Raw genomic sequence first — 20,479 nt, forward strand, 5'->3', positions numbered from 1 at the left:
CAGTATATGAGCCGAGAAGACAGAGGCCGCCGCGGTGATGCCCAAGGCGCCGACGCCCTCACCGACGAGCTGCGCCGGCTGATCGTCGAGGGCGTCTACCCGCCGGGCCACCGACTGGTCCAGGACGAACTCGCCGACCGTTTCGGGGTGAGCCGCATCCCGCTGCGGGAGGCCATGCGCACCCTCGCGAGCGAGGGTCTGCTGCGCTCGACGCCGGGCCGCGGCACGTTCGTCACGGTGCTGGACCTCGAGGAGATCGACGAGATCTACAACCTGCGGCGGCTCATCGAGCCGAGTTTCGCCGAGCATGTCACCGAGCGGGTCTCCCGGCGCGACATCAGCCGGTTCGAGGAGATGGCGACCGCGATGGAGCGGGCCGCGGGGTCCGGCGCCGATATCTGGTCGCGGACGAACCTCGCCTTCCACCTGGACATGTACCGGCTGTCCCGGCTGCCCATGCGCTACGAGATCATCTCGCAGATGTACCACCGGCTGGAGCCGTACTCCCGGTTCTACGTCCATGGCACCTCGGCGTACGGCCGGGTCCACCATGAGCACGCCGCGATGGTCCAGGCGCTGGCCGACGGGGACGCGGAGGAGCTGGCCCGGCAGATCACGGCGCACATCGACGGCGGCCAGGACGGGCTGCACACGGCCTGGGAGAACAGCAGTGGCGCCCTCCAGGCGTACTGGGCGGAGTCGGCCCGGTGACCGCCCTCGCGCTCAACACCGACGTGGGCGAGGGGTTCGGGGTCTGGGGGCCGGCCGACGAGGGCGAGCTGCTGGATCAGGTCACCGCGGCCAACGTGGCCTGCGGATTCCACGCCGGCGACCCCGACATCCTGCGCCGCACCTGCGAGGCGAGCACCGCCCGGGGCGTGGCCATCGGAGCCCAGGTCTCCTACCGCGACCTGGCCGGTTTCGGCCGCCGCTTCATCGACGTACCGCCGACCACGCTGGTCAACGAACTTCTGTACCAGATAGGCGCGTTGGAGGTGTTCGCCCGGCTCGCGGGCGGTCGCGTCGGCTATGTGAAGGCCCATGGCGCGCTCTACAACGCGGCGGCCCGGCATACCGGGCACGCGGCCGCGATCGTCGAGGCGGTCACCCTGTACGACCGCGCACTACCGCTGCTGTGCCAGCCGCGCACCGCGGTCTGGGAGCGGGCGCTGGAGGCCGGGGTGCGCCCGCTGGCCGAGGGGTTCATCGACCGCGGCTACACCGACGAGGGGCTGCTGGTGCCCAGGTCCGCGCCCGGCGCCCTGATCACCGACCCGGCCGAGGCGGCCGAACGCGCCCTGCGGATGGCGGAGTCGGGGACCGTGGTCTCGGTGAGCGGCAGTGTCGTACGGATCGCCCCGGACGGCGGGGAGCTCGCCGCGCTGTGCGTGCACAGCGACACCCCGGGCGCGGCGGGGCTGGCCGCCGCCGTACGGGAGGCGCTGGCGTCGGGGGGTGTCGCGGTGGGCCCGCCCGGTGCCGTCGCGGACCGGGTCAGGGTGCGGCCGTGACCCCGGCGGACGTGACCCCGGCGAATGTGCCCCCGGCGGACGTGACGTCTGTGAAGGCAACGTCAGGCAAAACGATTCTGCAGAGAGCCGGCGACCGTGGCTGGCTGATCGAGTGCACGGACCGGCACCCCACCGAGGTCGCCACCTCGATCCGCGCCCAGCCCTGGGCGTCGGGGCTGCGGGAGGTCGTGCCCGCCGCCACGACCGTGCTGGTGGTGGCGGAGACCGCCGCCGGGATGGGCAAGCTCGCCGCCGGGCTGCGCAGCGTGCTCGACGGGCCCGGCGCCCACCGCACCGGACCGCCGCCGGGCAGGCGGATCGTGATCCCGGTCCGCTACGACGGACCCGACCTGCCCGAGGTCGCCGAACGCCTCGGCCTGGTCCCGGAGGAGGTCGCGCGGCGGCACGGCGCGGGGGAGTACCGGGTCGGCTTCTTCGGCTTCGCGCCCGGCTTCGCGTATCTGGACGGCGTACCGGAGAGCCTCCGGCTGCCCCGGCTGTCCAGCCCGCGCCCGAGGGTGGCCGCCGGGGTGGTGGCCATCGCCGGGAACCAGACGGTGGTCTACCCCGGCGGAACTCCCGGCGGCTGGCACCAGATCGGCGTCACCACCACCCGGCTGTGGGACGTGACGGCCGATCCGCCGAACCGGCTCGCGGTCGGCGACCGGGTGGTCTTCGAGGCGGTGACGCCATGACGGTCACCTCCGCCGCCCCGGGCCGCCGGGTCCGCACCCGGCACTGGCCACCGGACCCCGGCACCGGCCCGGAACCCGCCGTACTGACGGTCGTCCAGGCGGGGCCGGCGGCCAGCGTGCAGGACCTGGGCCGTCCGGGGATGGCCCATCTGGGTGTGCCCGCCTCCGGTCCGGCCGACCGGCGCAGCTTCCGGCTGGCCAACAGGCTGGCCGGAAACCCGGAGGACACCCCGGCCCTGGAGGTCACCCTCGGCGGCCTCGCGATCACCCTCTCCACCACTCGCCATGTGGCGGTCACCGGGGCCCCGGCGCCGCTGACGGTCGACGGGGTGCCGGTCGACGGCGCGCCACGGCTGCGGCTCCGCGCCGGATCGGTGCTCGCCATCGGCCGCCCCTGGGCGGGCTGCCGTACCTACCTCGCCGTCTCCGGCGGGATCGAGGCGGAGCGGGTGCTGGGGTCGGCCTCGCGCGACTCCCTCACCGGACTCGGACCCGACCCGGTGCGCGCCGGGGCGGAGTACGGACTGGGCCCGGTGCGCCCGGTCCCGGCGATCCCGCTGGAGCTGGCGTTCAGCGTCGTCCCGTGCGGCGGCCCGGCCACCGTCCGGTTCCGCTGGGGCCCGCGGCACGAGCTGTTCGACGCCGCGGACCGGCACCGGCTCACCACCACGCCCTGGCGGGTCTCCGCCCAGTGCGACCGGGTGGGCGCGCGGCTGACCGGACCGCCGCTGGCCATCGGCTCGGTCGACCTGCCCAGCGAGGGGACGGTGCGCGGTGCCATCCAGGTGCCGCCGTCGGGCGAGCCGATCGTCTTCCTCGCCGACCATCCGGTCACCGGCGGCTACCCCGTCATCGGGGTGGTCACCGACGCCGACGTCGATCTCGTCGGCCAGACCCTCCCCGGGGACGAGCTACGGCTCGCCCCCGTCCACTGACCCCCTGAAACACCCTGAGAAACCTCAAGGAGACACGCACATGACCGCTCAGCCCGACTCCCTCGTCCCCTTCCACCTGGCCATCCCGGTGGACGACATCGAGGCCGCCCGGGAGTTCTACGGCAAGGTGCTCGGCTTCGCCGAGGGCCGCTCGGACACCAAGTGGACCGACTGGAACTTCGGTGGCCACCAGGTCGTCACCCACCAGGTCGGCGACGGCCCGTCCGGGACGCCGCGTGACGGCATCGCCGGGACCAACCCGGTCGACGGCCACCAGGTGCCGGTGCCGCACTTCGGCCTGGTGCTGCCGGTGCCGGAGTTCCAGAAGCTGGCCGAGCGGCTCACCGCGGCGGGCACGGAGTTCGTGATCGAGCCGTACGTCCGCTTCCAGGGCGAGCCCGGTGAGCAGTGGACGATGTTCTTCCTCGACCCGGCGGGCAACGCGCTGGAGTTCAAGGCATTCGCCGACCTCGGACAGCTCTTCGCCGTCTGATCCGCCACCCGCCCGGCGGTCCTCATCCGCCCGGCAGTCTTCACCGACCCAGCGACCCACCGACCCACCGGCGCAGCGACCCACCGACCCAGCGACCCACCGACCCACCGGCGCAGCGACCCACCGACCCAGCGACCCACCGACCCACCGGCGCAGCGGCGCCCGGCCCGGCAGGACGACGGTCATCAGCAGGAGGACTGGTCCCGCGGATGACCGTCGTACGGGCCCCCGGCGCCGTACCGGCGGCACTGACAGCACATCCCGGCCAAAGGACATGTCAGACCCGGAGGAACCCATGACGAGCGTATCAACGGCCTCAACGGCACCCGGAGACACCGGGGAGACGGCCACCGCGGCGCGCGGCGGCCCGCGCCGGGCGGCGCTGGCGGCGGCCGCCGGCACCGCCATCGAGTACTACGAGTTCGGCGTCTACAGCTATCTGGCCGTGGTCATCGGCCCGCACTTCTTCCCCGGGGACGACCCCACCGCCGCCCTGCTGGCCACGCTCGCGGTGTTCGGCAGCGCGTTCCTGATGCGGCCGCTGGGCGGCATTGTGCTCGGCCGGCTCGGGGACCGTGTGGGCCGCAAGCCCGTACTGATCCTCACCGTGACCGGGATGGGCGGCGCAACCACGGCCGTCGGGCTGCTGCCCACGGCCGAGGCCGTCGGCGTGGCCGCGCCCGTCGCCCTGCTGGTGGTGCGGCTCGCGCAGGGGTTCTTCGCGGGCGGTGAGGTGACCGGTTCGGCCACGTATCTCGCCGAGTCGGCCCCGGCCGGGCGGCGCGGCTTCTTCGGGGCCTTCACCCCGGTCGGGGTGGCCCTCGGCGGCGGGGCCGCGGCGCTGGTCGCGGGCGTCACCACGACCGCGCTGAGCGAGCGCCAGCTCGACGCCTGGGGGTGGCGGATACCGTTTCTGCTCTCGCTGCCCCTGATCGCCGTCGCCCTGATCGCCCGCAACCGGCTCGCGGATTCCGAGAGCTTCCTCGCGGCGAAGTCGGAGCGGGCCACGGCCAAGGCGCCGCTGACCGAGGTGTTCACCCGCCACCGCGGCCCGGTGCTGAAGGTGACCCTGCTGGCCATCGGCTCCAACTGCGGCTACTGGGTCGGCCTGATCTTCATGAACATCTACCTGACCACCGACCTCGGCTACCCCAAGGACTCCACCTTCTGGATCATGGGCGGGATCAGCCTTTTCGTGGCCGTCCTGATGCCGGTGTGCGGGGCGCTGTCGGACCGGTGGGGACGCAAGCGGCTCATCACGGTCGGCTTCGCCGGGTACGCGGTCCTGGTCGTCCCCGCCATGCTGGTCATGGGGCTGGGCAGCTTCCCGCTCGCCGTCGCGGCCATGGTGGTGCTGGCCCTGCCGATGCCGGTCGTCCAGTCCGTCACGTACCCGACGTACGCCGAGCTGTTCCCGACCCGGGTGCGGTACACCGGGCTCTCGTTCAGCTTCAACATCGGCACCATCGTCGGCGGCGGGCTCAGCCCCTATCTGTCCACCTGGCTGATCTCGGCCACCGGCAGTCTGCTCGCCCCGGGCTTCCTGCTGATGGCGACCGTGGTCGTCGCCCTGCTGACGCTGCGCACCGTCACCGAGTCCAGCCACGGGGAACTGGCGTGACGGCCCCCGCCCCTTCGGGAGACGGCCCTCCCGGGGACACGCCCGCCACCCCGGCGGCGCTGCGGCGCCTGGTGGCGGACGGCCGGTGGACCGGGCCCACGGCCGGTCTGCTGGACGGGTACCAGCAGGCCAACCTCGTGATCGTCCCGCGCGACCTCGCCTTCGACTTCCTGTTGTACTGCACCCGCAACCCCGGGCCCTGCCCCGTCCTCGCCGTCACCGAGCCGGGAGACCCGGTGGTGCGGCTCGGTACGACCGTCGCCGACCTGCGGACGGACCTGCCGCGCTACCGGGTCTGGCACGACGGCGAACTCGCCGCCGAACCACACGACATCACCGCCCACTGGCGCCCGGACGCGGTCGGCTTCCTCCTCGGCTGCAGCCACACCTTCGAGGGCCCGCTGCGCGCGGCGGGCGTCCCGGTCCGGTACGCGCCGGAGTCCGCGGCGCCGCCCGTCTACGTCACCGACGTGGCCACCCGCCCCGCCGGACGGCTGTCCGGACCCCTGGTGGTCAGCATGCGCGCGATACCAGCTCGCCTCGTGGCGCGCGCCGTCGAGATCACCGCCCGCTATCCGGCCGGGCACGGGGCGCCGGTGCACATCGGCGACCCGGCGGCGCTCGGCATCGCCGACCTGGCCCGGCCGGACTTCGGCCCCTCCCCGGTCGTCGAGGACGGTGACGTCCCGGTGTTCTGGGCCTGCGGGGTGACACCCCAACTGGCGCTCCCCGCCACGCGGGCCCCGTACGCCATCACCCACTACCCGGGCCACATGTTCGTCTTCGACCACACCGTCGACGCGGGCCCGGCACCGGGGTGAACGGCCGTCCGCGGTCCGGCGGCGGGTGTTTCAGGGAGCGATGCCCACGCCGTCGATCCGGCTCCAGGCACGCTCCTGGGCGGACGTCATGGCCGGCCAGGTCAGCCCGCCCGGCCGGGGCCGGACATGAGAGGCGTAGGGCTTGGGGCGGAAGGCGGAGTCGTAGAAGCACCCGGTGCCGTAGACGCGGTCGAACGTGGCGCATGCGGACGCGATGGACCGCGGTGTGGGCTTGCTTCCCGTGCGCACCCAGGAGTCCAGCGCGGCGATGGAATCGGCGTATTCCGCGTTGCTCAGCTCGCTGTGTTCGCTCTCCTTGGTGAAGGTCTGCACGACGTTCTTCCCGCGGTGCGCGCCATCGACGGTCGCCCGGTACGCCGACTCGTGCTCGACGAATGCCGTGGGGTCGTCGATGGCGTGCATCGTCAGCACCGGGATGGATACGCGTCCGGTGAGGTCGCTGTCGTAGGAGAGGTCACGCCGGGCGTCGGGGGCGGCGGAGAAGCGCTCGACGCCCGCGTTCAGCGCCGTGTCGTCGTGTGAACCGGAGTACCACACGCCCTGGTTGCTGAACGGATTGCGGTCGCCGAGCCGACTGTGCACGATGTCGCGGAAGGTGAACACCGAGAAGCGCAAGTGGGACTCCAGGGTCCGCTCCGGAAGGCGTGTGACGGCGAGGATGTCGTCGAGGTTGCGCTGCTGCGGCGCGGTGCGTTCCTCGGGGGCGGAGGCGTAGCCGGTGCACTCCTGAAGGCGGGCGCGCAGCCCGGCCGTCGTCAGGGTCGACCCGGGACGCAGCCCCTGCCACAGCGGGTACTGGGGCTCGCTGGGGCGGGGCAGGTTGCGGCAGTAGTACTGGTAGACCACGCGCAGATCGACGCGATAGTCGTAGCCCCGGGAGCCGCCGCCCAGGACGCCGCTGGTGAGGAGGGCGCCGTCGTAGGGGCCGTTCTTCCTGCCGTACGTCTCCACGACCTTGGCGGCGACGTTTCCGCCCCAGGACTGGCCGTGTACATAGGTCCGCTCGGGCTTGCCGAAGTCCGCCACGAACAGGCGGCGCAGATTCTCCGTGTCCGCGGCCGCCATACGCGTTCCGTAGCCACCTCGCCGATAGGACGAGCCCGCCCAGGCATAGCCCTCGGACACCATCACCGACCAGCGGTCCAGGTCGCCGACGCTCCGCTCGGGATCGGACCCGTCGCCCAGGTCGGGCCCGCCGTGGGAGTGGACGATCAGCGACCCGTTCCACTTCTTCGGAATGGCGATCGCGTAGTACGCCCCGTTGCTGTCCTCGCCCGTGTAACACGTGGCCTTGTCGCCCACGTTCGCCGGGCACGTGACCGGCGCGGGGCGCGGCTGGGCCGCCTGGACCGGACCGGCATTGCCCAGCGTCCCCGCGACGATGCCCGCGATGCCGACGGCCGATGCCACGGTACGCCGCACACGCGTACGGCTTCGCGGAAAGGAGGAGGGTACGTTCCGACTCGAGCTGTGCACAGCAACGCTCCTGACCTCAGTGGCGCTCCCTCGCGCCAGGCGTTGCGATGGTAGGGACACCGGTTCCGCCGACACCATTGAGCGGGGAGTTCCGTTCTTAACGTGCACGGCTCATCATGTGCACGGCCATCATGTGCACGGCCGGAGGAAGCCGCGGTGCTGCAATGGACGCATGTCCCTCGACGAGCTCCGCACCCTGCTGGCCCGGCATGCCCGGCCCGACTGGACCACCGCCATCGACGGCGTCCTCGTCTCGAAGGCCGACCGGCCGGATCCGCCGGCGCCCGCCATGTCCGGCATGGTGCTCGCCGTGATCGCCCAAGGGAGCAAACGCCTCGCGCTGGGCGACCGGGTCTCGCTGGTGAAGCGCGAGATCCTGTGGCGCGTGATCACCGGCGAGCAGGGGGTGACGGTTCGGCAGCTCGGTCTGGCCGACAGCGGCCTCAGCCATGTCTCCCGGGCCGTGCGCTGGATCCGCGAGCACTACGCGGCAGGTGCGGGAGGTGTTCCGCGCCCTTCGGTGTGCGGGCGAAGATGGTCGAGCCGGGCGCCTGCCTGACGACGAACTTCGGGGCCAGGGCGACGAACGATGTCCCGCTGGAGGAGCTGGTCCCGGCGCCCTGCGCGGCGTTCGCGAAGAAGTCCATGGACGACTTCGGGGCCAGGACGTGTTCACCAAGGAGAGCGACGTCGCCGAGACGGTGTGGCGAGCCGTGCACGACACCACCGGCCGACTGCGCTTCCCGGCCGGTCCCGACGCGGTCCGGCTCGACCAGGCGAAGTGACCCGCCGGCGGGCACGGTGCTCGTAGCTCCGGCGCGGACGGGGCGGAACCTGCCGGAGGTCCCGCCCCGTCCCCTGTGCGTCAGGTGCCGGCCGTCAGAAGCGGTCCGGGGAGCGCTGCGGAAGCGGGGCCCCGGGACGGGCGTCCCGCTTCCGGTCCTCCTGGGCGCCGCCGTTCGAGTCGCCCGTCGCCTCGCAGGTCACGTCCTTCGCCGGCAGCTTGCCGGTGGTCAGGTAGTCCGCCACCGTGCCGTCCGTGCACGCGTTGCCGCTCGGGTAGACGCCGTGGCCCTCGCCGCCGAGGACCGTCAGCATCCTCGAGCCCTTCAGATCGGCGTGCAGGGCCTGACCGCTCGGCAGCGGGGTCTGGGAGTCCCACTCGTTCTGCACGACCAGCGAGCCGACCTTGTTGTTCACGACGGTGGCCCGCTCGACGGAACTGTCCCAGAACGCGCAGGGTTTGATGCTGGACGCGAAGTCGCCGTAGAGCGGGTAGCGGCCCTTGTCCTCGATGGCGTCCCGCCGGTAGCTCTCGGGGTCGCGGGACCAGGCGGCCGAGTTGTCGTTGCACACCACGGCCCAGAAGCTCGCGGTCATGTTGTCGCTCGGTACATCGGCGGAGCGGGCGGCCAGGCGTGGCGTTCCGGCCGGATCCGGGAGCTTCTTCGCGGAGGCGGGCCGGCCGGCCGCGGCCTTCCTCAGCTCCACGACGAGTTCGGTGCCCTCCCGCACGCTGAAGACCGCGCGGCGCATCATGCTCCGGACGTCGTCACCGGTGTACTTCTCCCCGTCCATCTCGATGGGCTTCTCGTTCGCCCGCTGGACCATGTCCCAGAACGTCCGGTCGACCTTCTTCGGCGTGTCACCGAGACCGTACTTCTCGGAACGCGCGGCGGCCCACTCGGTCCACCGGTCGAACGCGGGCTCGGCACCCTCCGCCCACCACTGGATCATCTTCCGCCAGGCGCGCGCCGGATCGACCGCGCTGTCCACCACGACCCGGTCGGCCCGGCTCGGGAACAGCTGGGTGTAGACGGCGCCGAGGTAGGTCCCGTACGAGTAGCCGAAGTACGAGAGCTTCTTCTCGCCGAGGATCGCCCGGAGCAGATCCATGTCGCGCGCCGTGTTGCGCGTGGTGATGTGCTTGAGCGTGGCGCCCGACTTCTCACGGCACTTGCGCGCGACATTCCGCGCCCAGGCGACGTCCTTGTGGAACGTCGCTTCCTTGTACGGCCGCAGCCAGTTCTCCTCCTCCGGCGTCAAGCCGCAGGTGACGGGCGTGCTCCGGCCCACCCCGCGCGGGTCGAAGCCGATGAGGTCGTAACTCTGCCGCGCGGACTCGGGCAGCATGTTCTTCATCTGCAGCGGCATGTCGAGCCCCGGTCCGCCGGGGCCACCGGGGTTGGCGAGCAGGACGCCGTGCCGCTTGCCCGGTGTGGTGGTCTTGATCCGGGATATGGCCATGTCGATCCGCTTGCCGCCGGGAGCCCGGTAGTCCAGCGGCACCTTGATCGTCGCGCACTGGTACTCCGCCGGTTCGTCGGCCTCGCACCGCTGCCACTTCGGCTTCTGCTTGACGTACGGGTCCAGGGCGCTCGCGGTGGCGGATGCCGGGGCGGCGGCCTGGGCGGTGCCGGTCTGGGCGGCGCCGGCCGTGGAGGTGGCGAGCGCGGGAGCCAGCGTTGCCGTGACACCGACGGCCAACAGCGGCGCGAGACCTCGTCTACGCACGAAATCGTTCCTTCCGGTCGCGTATCGGGACAGGAACGATCATTCAGGTGATGTGCACCGGGGAACATCGGCCGTGCGTCCCCAACTCCCCTCCCTCTTGGGGGGGATGTGACGGCGGTGTGTGGTCCCCTGGTTGTACGGCCCGCCCGCACCGCCCTCAGGGTTGGGGCACCTCCTGGCCGTTGACGAACACCCGTCGGAAGGTCAGGTCGTCGGTGTGGGCGACGCTGTCGGGGTTGCGGATGCCGGTGAACGTGGAGCGGGAGAGGTGCACACCACGCAGATGGTCGGTCTCCAGGCCGACCAGCCGCAGCACGGTCTGGGCGCCGTCGATCTCCATCCGGTCCAGGTGGATGTTCCGCACGGACACCGGCAGTGTCCCGTCCTCGCCACCGTTGTAGTCCATGGTCACGAAGGCGATGTCACGCTCCACGCCCTGCCCGGTGAAGTTCCGGATGTGCACACCGTCGATGGAGCCGCCGCGCTTCTTGTTCGCCTTGACGTACAGCGCGTACTTGACGGGGTAGCGGCCGGGGAAGTCCGGAGGGTTGATCTCGCAGTCCTCGGCGAAGATGTCACGCACCCCGCCGGACATCTCGCTGCCGACCGTCATCCCGCCCCAGCGGCCGGAGAACCGGCAGTCGCGCACGACGATGTTCCTGCTCGGCACGCCGACGCGGTGGCCGTCCTCGTCCCGGCCGGACTTGACGGCCACGCAGTCGTCGTTGGTGTTGAACCGGCAGCCGGTGATGAGCACATCGGAGCAGCACTCCGGGTCGCACCCGTCGGTGTTGTAGAGCGTGCTGTCCACGGTGAGATCGCGCACGGTGACGTTGCTCGACAGCACCGGATGTACCGTCCACATCGGCGGGTCGACGATGGTCAGGCCGCTGACCAGGACGTTGCGGCAGCGGTAGAACTGCACCATCTTCGGCCGCAGATGGTGGCCGTCGCCGAAGACCCGCCGCGCCACCGGCACCCCCGTGGAGCCCATCTCGCGCAGCAGCTTCTGGTCGGCTCCCTGCGGTCCGCTGTCGCGGTACCAGCTCTCCCACGGCCCGAGCCGCGCCTGCCCGTCGAGCGTGCCGCGGCCGGTGACCGCCACGTCCCGCTCGCCGTACGCGTAGATGAAGGGCGAGTAGTTGTAAGCCTCGGTGCCCTCCCAGCGGGTGAGCACCACCGGCAGGAAGTCGCGCGGATCGGGGCTGAAGGCGATGGTGGCGCCCTCGGTGACATGCAGGTCCACCCGGCTGCGCAGATGGATCGCGCCGGTGAGGAACCGGCCCTCGGGGACGACGACATGGCCGCCGCCCGCGCGGTGGCAGGCGGCGATGGCGGCCCGGAACGCCGCGGTGTTCATCGTCCGCCCGTCGCCGACCGCCCCGTAGTCGGTGACCCTGAACGTACGCCGGGGGAAGGCGGGCGGCCTGATCCGGTCCAGGATCCCCGGCACCGCGCGCCACGCCCCGGTGCAGGCGGCGGCCGCGCCGGTGTGCGGAGTGGCCATGCCCGTGTGCGGAGTGGCCGCGTACGCCTGCTCCGCGGACAGGGGCGGGAGCAGCGCGCCTGCCGCCAGCAGACCGCCGGTGCGCAGTGCCGCGCGGCGGGAAGGTCTCGGGTGCATGGCCTGCCTCCTCGGCAACGCTCTAGCTGACGGAGATCCGGTCCAGGTCGGGCGCGGACTCGGTGTCGTTGGAGATCCTGATGGTGTTGGCGCCGGGCTTCAGGGTGACGGGGAGGGCGGTCGTGCGTGGTGTGGTGTTCCCGGTGTCGGTCACCGTCACCTTGGCCGCCGGGCCGCCGTTGACGCTCACCTGGAACGAGCGGGTGCCGTTGACCGTGTAGTCGAGGTGCAGCGTGTGCTCCCCGCCGTTGGGGACGACCACATCGGGGAACACCATGGCCGCCTGCTCGCTGCCTCCGATGTTGCGCACCTTCTCGGCCCCGGAGCAGGGGCCGCAGCCGGTGATGCCCGTGCTGCCGAACTGGTTGGCCGAGTCCTCGGCCTCACGCGCCCATATCCGGCCGGCGGGCAGTGGCCGCACCCGGACCTGGTCCGAGACCGACTTCTGCCGGCCGAGCAGCGCGTAGTCCGCCGTGACGGGGATGTCGGCCGATCCCGCGTCCTGGCCGGGCGGGGAGGTGACGGTCCAGGTGCCCCGCACCGTCTGGCCGAGCCGCAGCGACCGGGCCGTCACCGGCCCGCCGTCCGCGGTCCAGCCGGCCGGCAGCCGGGGGGCGAGGCGGACGTTGCCGAGCTGCTCGTCGTCGTCCAGCCGGAGCGTCGCCGTGACGGTGAAGGATCGTTGCCCGGGGCCGACCCACTGCAGACCGTGGGGCCGTACGGTGAGCGTGGTCTTGGGGGTGTACGAGGCCGGGGGCAGCGGGGCCACCGCGATCCGGTCCAGGCCGGGGCCACGGCGGGCGGTGCTGAACACCTTCACCGTATTGGCACCGGCCTTGAGCGGTACGGACACCGCCGTGCTCTCCGGCACCTCGGGGCTGTCCGCGGCCACGGGCACCTCGACCGGTGCCGCGCCGTTGACACTCACCGACAGGGCGGAGTCGGCCGCGGCGGTGTGGTCCAACTGGAGCCGGTAGTCGCCCTGTTCGGGTGCGCGCACGTCGCGGTACGTCACGGAGTTACGCGGCCCGCCGCCGAGGCCGTCGACGCGCCGGCCGCCCGAGCAGGCGCCGCATGCCACGGAGTGGACCGCGCCCGACGGCCGGTTCTGCCGTGCCTCGGCCTCCAGCGGCAGCGCGGTGCGGGTGGTCTTCGAGCGGCCGTACGCCACCTGGATCTCGTCGATGCGCAGCTGGTTGTAGAACTCGGGTGCCTGCGGACCGCCCCACAGGCTGCGTACCTCCAGCTTCAGATAGCGGGCGGTCCGGTCGCCGATGTCGATGGTGCGCACCCCGCGCGCACTGGGCAGTGTGCCCGAGCGCACCTGGGTCCAGCGCTTGCCGTCGCCGCTGGCGTAGACGCGGTAGTCCTTGATGCGCGCGGAGTCCTCGGGGCGGCCGAAGGACGACCTGGCGTGCGTCGGGGACCACTCGCGCTGGTTCACCGCCAGCGCCGTGGCGTGCTTGCGCGCGCCGAGGTCGAGGGTGACGGAGACGGGCAGCTTGCCGTCGCTGTCCCAGTAGGTCTCGTAGTCGCCGTCGGCGAGGTCCGCCGCCGGGTGGCCGGTGCGCTCGGACGTGGCGGTGGCGCCGATCCCCGACTGCGGATAGAGCGGCCGTCGGCCGTCGGTCTCGACCTTGAAGACGGTGTCGTACGGATCCCAGTCGTGGATGCCGAGGATCGACAGATGGCCACCGGACTGGCTGAAGCGCATCGCCTCGCCGGTGCGCTGATCGGTGACCCGGCGCACGGTGTAGCCGTTGTCGCCCAGCCGCACCATGTCGGTGCGGGGCCGGGTGACCACGTGCACATACTGGGTGCGGTCGCCGTTCTCGCCCCGGCCCACGGTGACCACGCCATGGGCGCCGTCGTTCCAGAAGCCGGGCTGCATACCGCCGTACATGTAGCCGCCGCCCTCGACGCCGTACACCGACTCCCGGACGGGCTCGACCCACTTGCCCATGAAGTCGTTGAACTCCTCCTGCTGGGGCGGGAGTTTGCCGTTCACCATGGGTGTTTCGGCCATGAGCGACTTGATGGAGGAGCCCGCGTTGGTGATGTAACGGCCGGTGCTGAGCCGGGCGTCGACCTCGTGGTCGCCGCCGTCGTACCACCAGTCGCCGGTGGTCGGCAGCTTGTAGTCGGCCTCGGTCAGCCGGGGCATGGGAACGGTCACGGCGGCGGGGTAGTCGTACGCCGGGGTCATGCCGGTCTTCTGCTCATTGCTGACCGTGTCCATGATCGGCGTGTCTTCGTTGTTGTTGCTCAGCAGCCAGTCCGGCCGGCGCTCGCGGATTTTCTCGTAGAGACCGTTCTCCTCCCAGTACTCGTTGTCGTTGTCGATCCAGAACCCCGACAGATCCGGGTACTTGTCCATGACCTCGAGGAACAGGTCGTAGCTGTACATGCCGAAGCCACGGCGCGTGGTCAGGTCCACCTGTTGGCCCCTGTACTTCGAGTAGGCGGCCGAATCCAGCGTCTCGGTGCCCGACTCGTTGTGCCACTGCGGGTCGTCGGTCATGTAGAGGATGATGTGCACGCCCTTGGCCTTGGCCGCGGCCACGAGCTCGCCGAGCAGATCGCGCTCGGTGGCGCAGCTGCCGGGGATCTTCGAGGGCCAGGGGCGGGCGTAGCCCAGCCGGCTGTGGAAGGTCGCGAGCACGATGTACGAGGCGCCGAGCTTGCGCGCCTCGTCCACCCAGTAGTCGGCGTTCCAGCCGCCCTCGGTGACATCGCGCTCCCAGGTGGCGCAGTCGCGGTGCTGGGGGTGGGTGAACATGCCCCAGTGCAGGAAGAGACCGGCGGTGGACTGGCGCAGCCACTCCTGCCGGGGGTGCTGGACCTCGGCCTTGGCGGGGGTGGCCAAAAGGCCGATGGCCAGGGCGAGTACGACCGCCGCGCACAGCGCGCGCCACCGGGAGCGGGCGGCGCGGGCGGCGCGTGCGGTGCGGGCAGCACCGGCGGTGCGCGTTGCGGGGATGTGGATGGGGCGGAGCGGGATCCTCGGCGTGGGCATGTCCTGTCCTCCGTGAACGTTCCCGTGAGCGTTCACGGAGCACTGTCCGGCCCACCCGGCCGCCGTGTCAATATGTGTGCGAGGCTGGGGTGTTCCGCTGTGGGGTTCCGTTGACGCCCGTCGTCGCCGCGGTGATTATCGAGGAGGAGCGCTTCGGGGATCACCCCGTGCGCGGTCCCGAGTGCCACGTCGTACCACGTCCGAGGGTGGGGAGAGGGGTGGGGCCCGTGCCCACGAGCGCCAGGCCGCGCCGCATCACCATCGAGGATGTGGCGCGCTCGGCCGGAGTGTCCCGGCAGACGGTCTCCCGCGCGGTCAACGACAAACCGGAGATCGACCCCGCCACGCGGCAGCGGGTGCTGCGGGTGGCCCAGTCGATGGGGTACCGGCCCAGCCGGTTCGCCCGTGGCATGGTCGGCCCGCGGCTCACCACGCTGGGCCTGGTCATCGCGGATGTGCTCAACCCCTTCTTCCCCGAGGTGGTTTCCGGTGTGCTGGCGGCGGCCGACGAGCGCGGCTGGCAGGTCGCCATCTACAGCACCGGGTCCGCCCTGGAACGCGAGACCGCGGTGGCGCGGACCGTGGTGGACCACGTGGACGCGTGTGTCGCCTTCCTGCTCGACCCCGGCGCCATCGAGCTCATCCACCGCTCCGGCATGCCCTTCGTCCTGCTCGACAACGAGCACCGGCCGCCGAGCGTGAGCGGCGGGCGGATCGACTTCGCCACCGGTATGCGGCATGCGGTCGGCCACCTCGTCGAGCGCGGCCACCGGCGGATCGCGATGCTCGACGACCGCGGCCGCCCGGACGCCGGCGGCCACGGCACCCGCCACGCGCTGTTCCTCGGCGCGGCCGCCGAACACGGGCTGCCCGCCGACGAGGAGTGGGTGTTCCCGGCGGCCAACTCCCTCGAGGGCGGGGCGGCGGCCATGGACGACGTGCTGGCCGGCGGCTTCGGGGCGACGGCGGTGCTCGCGTACAACGACCTGATCGCCATCGGCGCCATGCGCCGCGCCCGCGACCGCGGAATGCGGGTGCCGGAGGACTGCGCGTTCGTCGGGTGCGACGGGCTGACGCTGAGCCGGCTCGTGGACCCGCCGCTGACCACCCTGACGGTCGACAAGGAACTCCTCGGCCGGGCCGCGGTGCGGCAGGTCGCCGCGCAGATGACCGGCGCCGGAACGGGGGAGACGGTGATCGTGCCACGCCTGGTGGTACGCGCGTCTTCCTGATGTGGTTGGCCTCGGGTGACATGGCCGTCCTCGGGCCGGTCGTCGACCCACGTCACCCTGTGCGGCGGCCCCGCCCCCGTGCGGCGCAGGCCCCGGGGCTCAGGCCCCCTTTAGTTGTGTCTATATAATGATTATGACAACACAATTAAACGGAGGCCCCTTCATGCCGGATCCCGCTCCTCGGCAACGATGGCTCGTGCTGGCCATCTGCTGCATGAGCCTGCTGATCGTCAGTCTCGACAACACGATCCTGAACGTCGCCCTGCCCTCCATCCAGCGCGACCTGCACACATCGGTGTCCGGGCTGCAATGGACGGTCGACGCGTACACGCTGGTGCTGGCGAGCCTGTTGATGCTCTCCGGCTCGACCGCCGACCGGGTGGGCCGTCGTCGCACGTTTCAGGCCGGGCTGGTGATCTTCACCGCGGCCTCGCTGCTGTGCAGCCTGGCTCCTGGGCTCGGCTGGCTGGTCGTCGCGCGGATGCTCCAGGCGGTCGGGGGGTCGATGCTGAATCCCGTCGCCATGTCGATCATCAGCAACACCTTCACGGACCCCCGGGAACGCGCCCGTGCCATCGGTGTGTGGAGTGGCGTCGTGGGCATCAGCATGGCCGCCGGTCCGATCATCGGGGGTGCGCTGGTGGAGTCGGCCGGTTGGCGGGCGATCTTCTGGCTCAACGTGCCCATCGGACTTGCCGCACTCTTCCTGACCCGCAGGTATGTGCCGGAGTCCCGGGCGCCGCGGGCTCGCCGAGTGGACCCGGTCGGGCAGGCGCTCGTCATCGTGCTGCTCATCGCGCTGACGTACGCGATCATCGAGTCGCCGAACCTGGGCTGGACCTCTCCCGTGGTCGCCGGGTGCGCGGCCGCGGCGCTGTGCGCGCTGCTGGGGCTGCTGTGGTACGAACCGAGGCGCACCGACCCGCTCATCGACCTGCGGTTCTTCCGTTCCGCGCCGTTCTCGGGCGCCACCGTGATCGCGGTCGCCGCGTTCGCCGGTCTGGGTGGTTTCCTGTTCGTCAGCTCTCTGTACCTGCAGGATGTGCGGCGGCTCGATCCGTTGCACGCCGGATTGTTCATGCTGCCCATGGCGGTCATGGCGCTGCTGACCGCACCCGTGTCGGGCCGCATGGTGGCCTCGCGGGGGCCGCGTACTCCGCTGCTGCTCGCCGGGGCGGCGTTGTGCGCGAGCGCCGTGCTCCAGGCGCTCACCTATTCCGAGCACCTTCCGGTGACCCTGCTGGTCGTCGCGTATCTGCTCTTCGGCACCGGCTTCGGGCTGGTCAACGCGCCCATCACCAACACCGCCGTCTCGGGGATGCCCCGTTCGCAGGCCGGTGTCGCGGCCGCGGTGGCCTCCACCAGCCGGCAGACCGGCCAGTCCCTCGGCGTGGCCGTCATCGGTGCTCTGATGGCCGGGGGAGTGCACGCTGACGCGGCGGCCTTCACGGACGCGGCACGCACGGCATGGTGGATCATCGCCGGCTGCGGCGCCGCGGTGCTGGTCATGGGTACGCTCACTTCCGGCCGCTGGGCGCGGGCAACGGCCCAGCGCACGGCGAAGCGGCTCGCCACCGAGGAGACCAAGGAGACAGTGACCGTCTGATGGAGCGCCCACATGACAACGAGCCGCACGAGGGGGACGACGAGACCGCCAGGACGGCGACCCGAGCCTGGCAGGGGCTGAACACCCTCCTGATGGAGCGTTACGACCGCCGCAAGGCGGTCGCGGAGAGCCTCGGCATGAGCTTCAGCCGCGTCAGAGCGTTGCGCCGCCTCGCCGCCGGTCCGATCACCCTTCGCGAACTGGCCGAGCGGCTGGGCGCGGACCCGCCCTACACCTCCGTCATCGTCGACGATCTCGTACGGCGCGGCCTCGCCGACCGCATCACCAACCCGGCCGACCGCCGGTCCAAGCTGGTCCATCTCACCAAGGACGGCCAGGAGTTGGCCGCCCGCGCCACCGCGATCCTCACCACCCCGCCTGACGATCTGCTCGCCCTGCCGCTCGAGGACATCCAGGCGCTCGACCGCGTGGTGGCCAAGCTTCTGAGCTGAACGGAGAGCGTGGTCCGCGCGGCTGAACTCATCGCACCACATGCTGAGAGGTCGCCAACGATGCTTGTGCCGCCCGCTACAGGAAGCGGTGGGGGGCACGTACTCTGGCGCTGCCGTCGGTGGCGCGGGGATGCCGCTGGAGTGGTGGAGGGCGCCGTGGGCCTATCCGAGTGCGCGGAGGGCTGTTAGGGCTCTGTACTGCTGAAGAAGCACGGCAGCATTGCGGCGTACGGTGGCAGCGTGGCAAACGAACACCTGGGGCGGACACTGCGCCGCTTGCGCCGTCTGGCCGCCCTGACGCAAGAAGAACTGGCCGAGCGTTCCGTCGTGTCCGTCGATGTGATCCGTCAGCTCGAACAGGGGCGGAAGCACTCGGCACGCCTCCCCACGCTGCACGCGCTGGCGAACGGTCTCGGCGTGGAGCTGACCACCCTCCTGGGTGACCCTCCTGCGGTCTCCTCGACAGGCGAGAACGATGGGCCGCGCTTCGTGGCCGTGCGCCGCGCCATCATGCCCGCGCTCTGGGGACCGGAGCCGGAGCCGCCCGGGCCTGACTTCTCGTTGGACCGTCTGCGTGAGCAGATCGCGGACGGTTGGACCCAGTATCATGCCGCAGAGTTCGACACGGTGATGAAGGCATTGCCGGAATTGATCTCGGATGCGCGCACCGCCACGGCCTCGGGCGACGACGCCGACCGCAGGGCGGGTTTCGCGGCTCTGGGCAAGGCGCTTCAGCTCGCAGGGCATGTCGCCGTGCGAATGGGCAAGACGGACCTTGCCCTGACGAGCCTGGAGCGCGCAGTAGACGCTGCGGGACACTCCTCTGATCCGCTGCTTCTGCCGATGATCGTCAACTCCATGGCATGGACATACCAGCGGCAGGGACGACTGGAGGATGCGTTGGGCATCGCGCTCCGTGCCGCCGACGGCATGAAGAACGCTGTCCACACCGGGACGGCTGACGGCCTGAAGGTGTGGGGAGCGTTGACCATGAGTGCCGCCACGTCGGCCGCGAGGAGTGGCGACTACGAGCGCGCGGCGGCGATGATGGAGACGGCAGAGAAGGAAGCCGCCCGGGTCTCGAAGCTGTCCGACAGCGGTGACAACCGCATGGTCAGCGTCTTCAGCCCATCGTCGGTCCGGATCGAACGTGTCCGCCTTGCTGTCCAGTATGGGCACCCCGAAGACGCCTTGAAGCTGGCCAAGGGCATGCGGTTGTCGAAGGATACCCCGCCGTCCTGGCGGACGTGGCTGCTGTTGGACGTGGCCCGAGCCCACACGGACGTAGGGGACGCGGCGGGAGCCGTGAACACCCTGGAGTCCCTGCGCCGGGTGGCGCCGACGTGGATGCAGCACCACACGTTGGCCGTGGCCATCGTGCGCGACCTGTGGGCGTTGCCCAACCACCCGCCAGGGCTGCGCCCACTGGCGGAGTTCCTGGGGGTTGGCGAATAGCGTCCTGAAACTATGACGTTGCGCCCCTGTCACCCTTCTTGGCACGTCGCTTACATGAGTGGTCACTGCCCCGCAGCCTTGTGAACAGCCGGGGCTGCGGTCGACCCGAAAGAGCAACTGACGTGCCAAAATTCACGGACGCGCGGTCACGAAAGCAGCCTCGACAATGTCTGCCGCTCACCATAGCCCGCCCTACTGGGCACCCTGGCTACAGCGAGACCCTGCCGCGTGAACCAGAGAGCGCGGTCACAGCCCGGCGTCTGGTACGTGTCGCCTTCGCAACATGGCGCCTGGAAGAACTGGCCGAGGCCGCGGCTTTAATCGCCTCCGAGCTGGTGACCAACGCCGTGAAGCACGCCCAGAGCAATTACATCCGGGTCACGGTCACCCGGCTCGAGGCAACGCGGGTGCGCATCGGGGTGGTGGACAAATCGAAGAGACGCCCGGTGCCTCGTGAGTCGAGCGCAGGAGGACGAGAGCGGGCGCGGCCTCGCGCTCGTGGCCGCGCTGGCCGAGGACTGGGGCACCGACCCGCTGCCGTGGGGCAAGCGGGTGTGGGCAGAACTGCAGGGGAAGGAAAGCGGGTGACCGGCGAACGGAAGCCTCGGGTGGGTTTCTTGACCCATGACGGGAATGCCGACCGGCGTGGAATCGTCACCGACATGGAGAGCGGTGCTGTGGGGCTGTTGCGGCCGCGGACCGGGCCAGGGCAGTGGACTTCCCGGCAGCCCGAGCGCCTGACGGTGCTGACGCCATACGAGCAGATGCCGGAACGGCTGTAGAGTCGCGGGAAGCCCCGGCTCGGTGGTGTTCACCGGCTGGGGCTCGCGGTCCTGCTCGCCGTCCTGGAGGCGGACCTCGGATCCCACCGCACGATCGGAAAGCCGCGCATCCTGCGGGCCGTTGTTGATGGCCGTGGCGATGACGCTCACCCGCACCATCGGACTCGCCACGCGAGCGGCCACCGTCGGCCGCGGGGCACCCGTAGCCGGGCCCGCGGCCGAGTA

15 protein-coding genes and 2 pseudogenes are annotated in these 20,479 nt (G+C 71.3%); 13 read left to right on the forward strand and 4 right to left on the reverse strand.

Going from position 1 to position 20,479, the window contains the following annotated elements:
* Positions 1-6 precede the first annotated feature (6 nt).
* From GWI24_RS04905 to GWI24_RS04935, 7 genes are all read left to right on the forward strand, one after another.
* Entirely contained in the window at positions 7-711 is a 705-nt protein-coding gene (locus GWI24_RS04905; RefSeq protein WP_210944655.1) for a GntR family transcriptional regulator, read from the forward strand.
* Positions 708-1,511 (forward strand): LamB/YcsF family protein, encoded by an 804-nt coding sequence (locus GWI24_RS04910; RefSeq protein ID WP_210944656.1) that lies wholly within the window; start codon positions 708-710, stop codon positions 1,509-1,511. The genes GWI24_RS04905 and GWI24_RS04910 overlap by 4 nt, the downstream gene beginning before the upstream one ends.
* Positions 1,508-2,206: an allophanate hydrolase subunit 1 gene (locus GWI24_RS04915; RefSeq protein ID WP_210944657.1), complete on the forward strand. Its 699-nt coding sequence runs from the start codon at positions 1,508-1,510 to the stop codon at positions 2,204-2,206. Before GWI24_RS04910 ends, GWI24_RS04915 begins: the two co-directional genes overlap by 4 nt.
* Positions 2,203-3,141, forward strand: coding sequence for a biotin-dependent carboxyltransferase family protein (locus tag GWI24_RS04920; RefSeq protein WP_210944658.1), 939 nt, complete (start codon positions 2,203-2,205; stop codon positions 3,139-3,141). The genes GWI24_RS04915 and GWI24_RS04920 overlap by 4 nt, the downstream gene beginning before the upstream one ends.
* 40 nt (positions 3,142-3,181) lie before the next feature.
* The gene (locus tag GWI24_RS04925; protein ID WP_210944659.1) at positions 3,182-3,634 is read left to right on the forward strand and encodes a VOC family protein; all 453 of its coding nucleotides are present in this window, start codon (positions 3,182-3,184) and stop codon (positions 3,632-3,634) included.
* Positions 3,635-3,929: 295 nt separating this feature from the next.
* Positions 3,930-5,255 carry an MFS transporter gene (locus tag GWI24_RS04930; RefSeq protein ID WP_210944660.1) on the forward strand — a complete coding sequence of 442 codons (1,326 nt, stop codon included), beginning with the start codon at positions 3,930-3,932 and terminating at the stop codon, positions 5,253-5,255.
* Positions 5,252-6,076 (forward strand): putative hydro-lyase, encoded by an 825-nt coding sequence (locus GWI24_RS04935; RefSeq protein WP_210944661.1) that lies wholly within the window; start codon positions 5,252-5,254, stop codon positions 6,074-6,076. The genes GWI24_RS04930 and GWI24_RS04935 overlap by 4 nt, the downstream gene beginning before the upstream one ends.
* Positions 6,077-6,106: 30 nt before the next feature.
* Here the strand turns inward: GWI24_RS04935 and GWI24_RS04940 are convergent, their stop codons facing one another.
* Positions 6,107-7,507: a hypothetical protein gene (locus GWI24_RS04940; RefSeq protein ID WP_210944662.1), complete on the reverse strand. Its 1,401-nt coding sequence runs from the start codon at positions 7,505-7,507 to the stop codon at positions 6,107-6,109.
* A gap of 238 nt (positions 7,508-7,745) precedes the next feature.
* Between GWI24_RS04940 and GWI24_RS04945 the strand changes: the two are divergent.
* Positions 7,746-8,063, forward strand: a pseudogene (locus GWI24_RS04945) (AraC family transcriptional regulator N-terminal domain-containing protein); the annotation flags it as partial.
* Between the two features lie 389 nt (positions 8,064-8,452).
* Here the strand turns inward: GWI24_RS04945 and GWI24_RS04955 are convergent.
* From GWI24_RS04955 to GWI24_RS04965, 3 genes are all read right to left on the reverse strand, one after another.
* Positions 8,453-10,087: an alpha/beta hydrolase gene (locus tag GWI24_RS04955; RefSeq protein ID WP_210944663.1), complete on the reverse strand. Its 1,635-nt coding sequence runs from the start codon at positions 10,085-10,087 to the stop codon at positions 8,453-8,455.
* 157 nt (positions 10,088-10,244) lie between these two features.
* Positions 10,245-11,711, reverse strand: coding sequence for a glycoside hydrolase family 28 protein (locus tag GWI24_RS04960; RefSeq protein ID WP_210944664.1), 1,467 nt, complete (start codon positions 11,709-11,711; stop codon positions 10,245-10,247).
* Between the two features lie 22 nt (positions 11,712-11,733).
* Entirely contained in the window at positions 11,734-14,727 is a 2,994-nt protein-coding gene (locus tag GWI24_RS04965; protein WP_210944665.1) for an alpha-L-fucosidase, read from the reverse strand.
* 227 nt (positions 14,728-14,954) lie between these two features.
* On the opposite strand from GWI24_RS04965, the gene GWI24_RS04970 reads away from it, so the two are divergent.
* The 5 genes and pseudogenes from GWI24_RS04970 (at position 14,955) to GWI24_RS04990 (ending at position 20,060) form a co-directional block, all read left to right on the forward strand.
* Positions 14,955-15,959, forward strand: coding sequence for a LacI family DNA-binding transcriptional regulator (locus tag GWI24_RS04970; protein WP_210944666.1), 1,005 nt, complete (start codon positions 14,955-14,957; stop codon positions 15,957-15,959).
* 163 nt (positions 15,960-16,122) lie between these two features.
* Entirely contained in the window at positions 16,123-17,565 is a 1,443-nt protein-coding gene (locus GWI24_RS04975; protein ID WP_210944667.1) for an MFS transporter, read from the forward strand.
* A complete protein-coding gene (locus GWI24_RS04980) occupies positions 17,565-18,017 on the forward strand; it encodes a MarR family winged helix-turn-helix transcriptional regulator (RefSeq protein ID WP_210944668.1) in 453 nt (150 codons plus the stop codon). The genes GWI24_RS04975 and GWI24_RS04980 overlap by 1 nt, the downstream gene beginning before the upstream one ends.
* 240 nt (positions 18,018-18,257) lie before the next feature.
* Positions 18,258-19,472, forward strand: a complete 1,215-nt coding sequence (locus GWI24_RS04985) for a helix-turn-helix domain-containing protein (RefSeq protein WP_210944669.1) — start codon at positions 18,258-18,260, stop codon at positions 19,470-19,472.
* 170 nt (positions 19,473-19,642) lie between these two features.
* Positions 19,643-20,060, forward strand: a pseudogene (locus GWI24_RS04990) (ATP-binding protein).
* Positions 20,061-20,479 lie beyond the last annotated feature (419 nt).

Source organism: Streptomyces sp. MK37H (assembly GCF_018035285.1).
Classification (GTDB): domain Bacteria; phylum Actinomycetota; class Actinomycetes; order Streptomycetales; family Streptomycetaceae; genus Streptomyces; species Streptomyces endocoffeicus.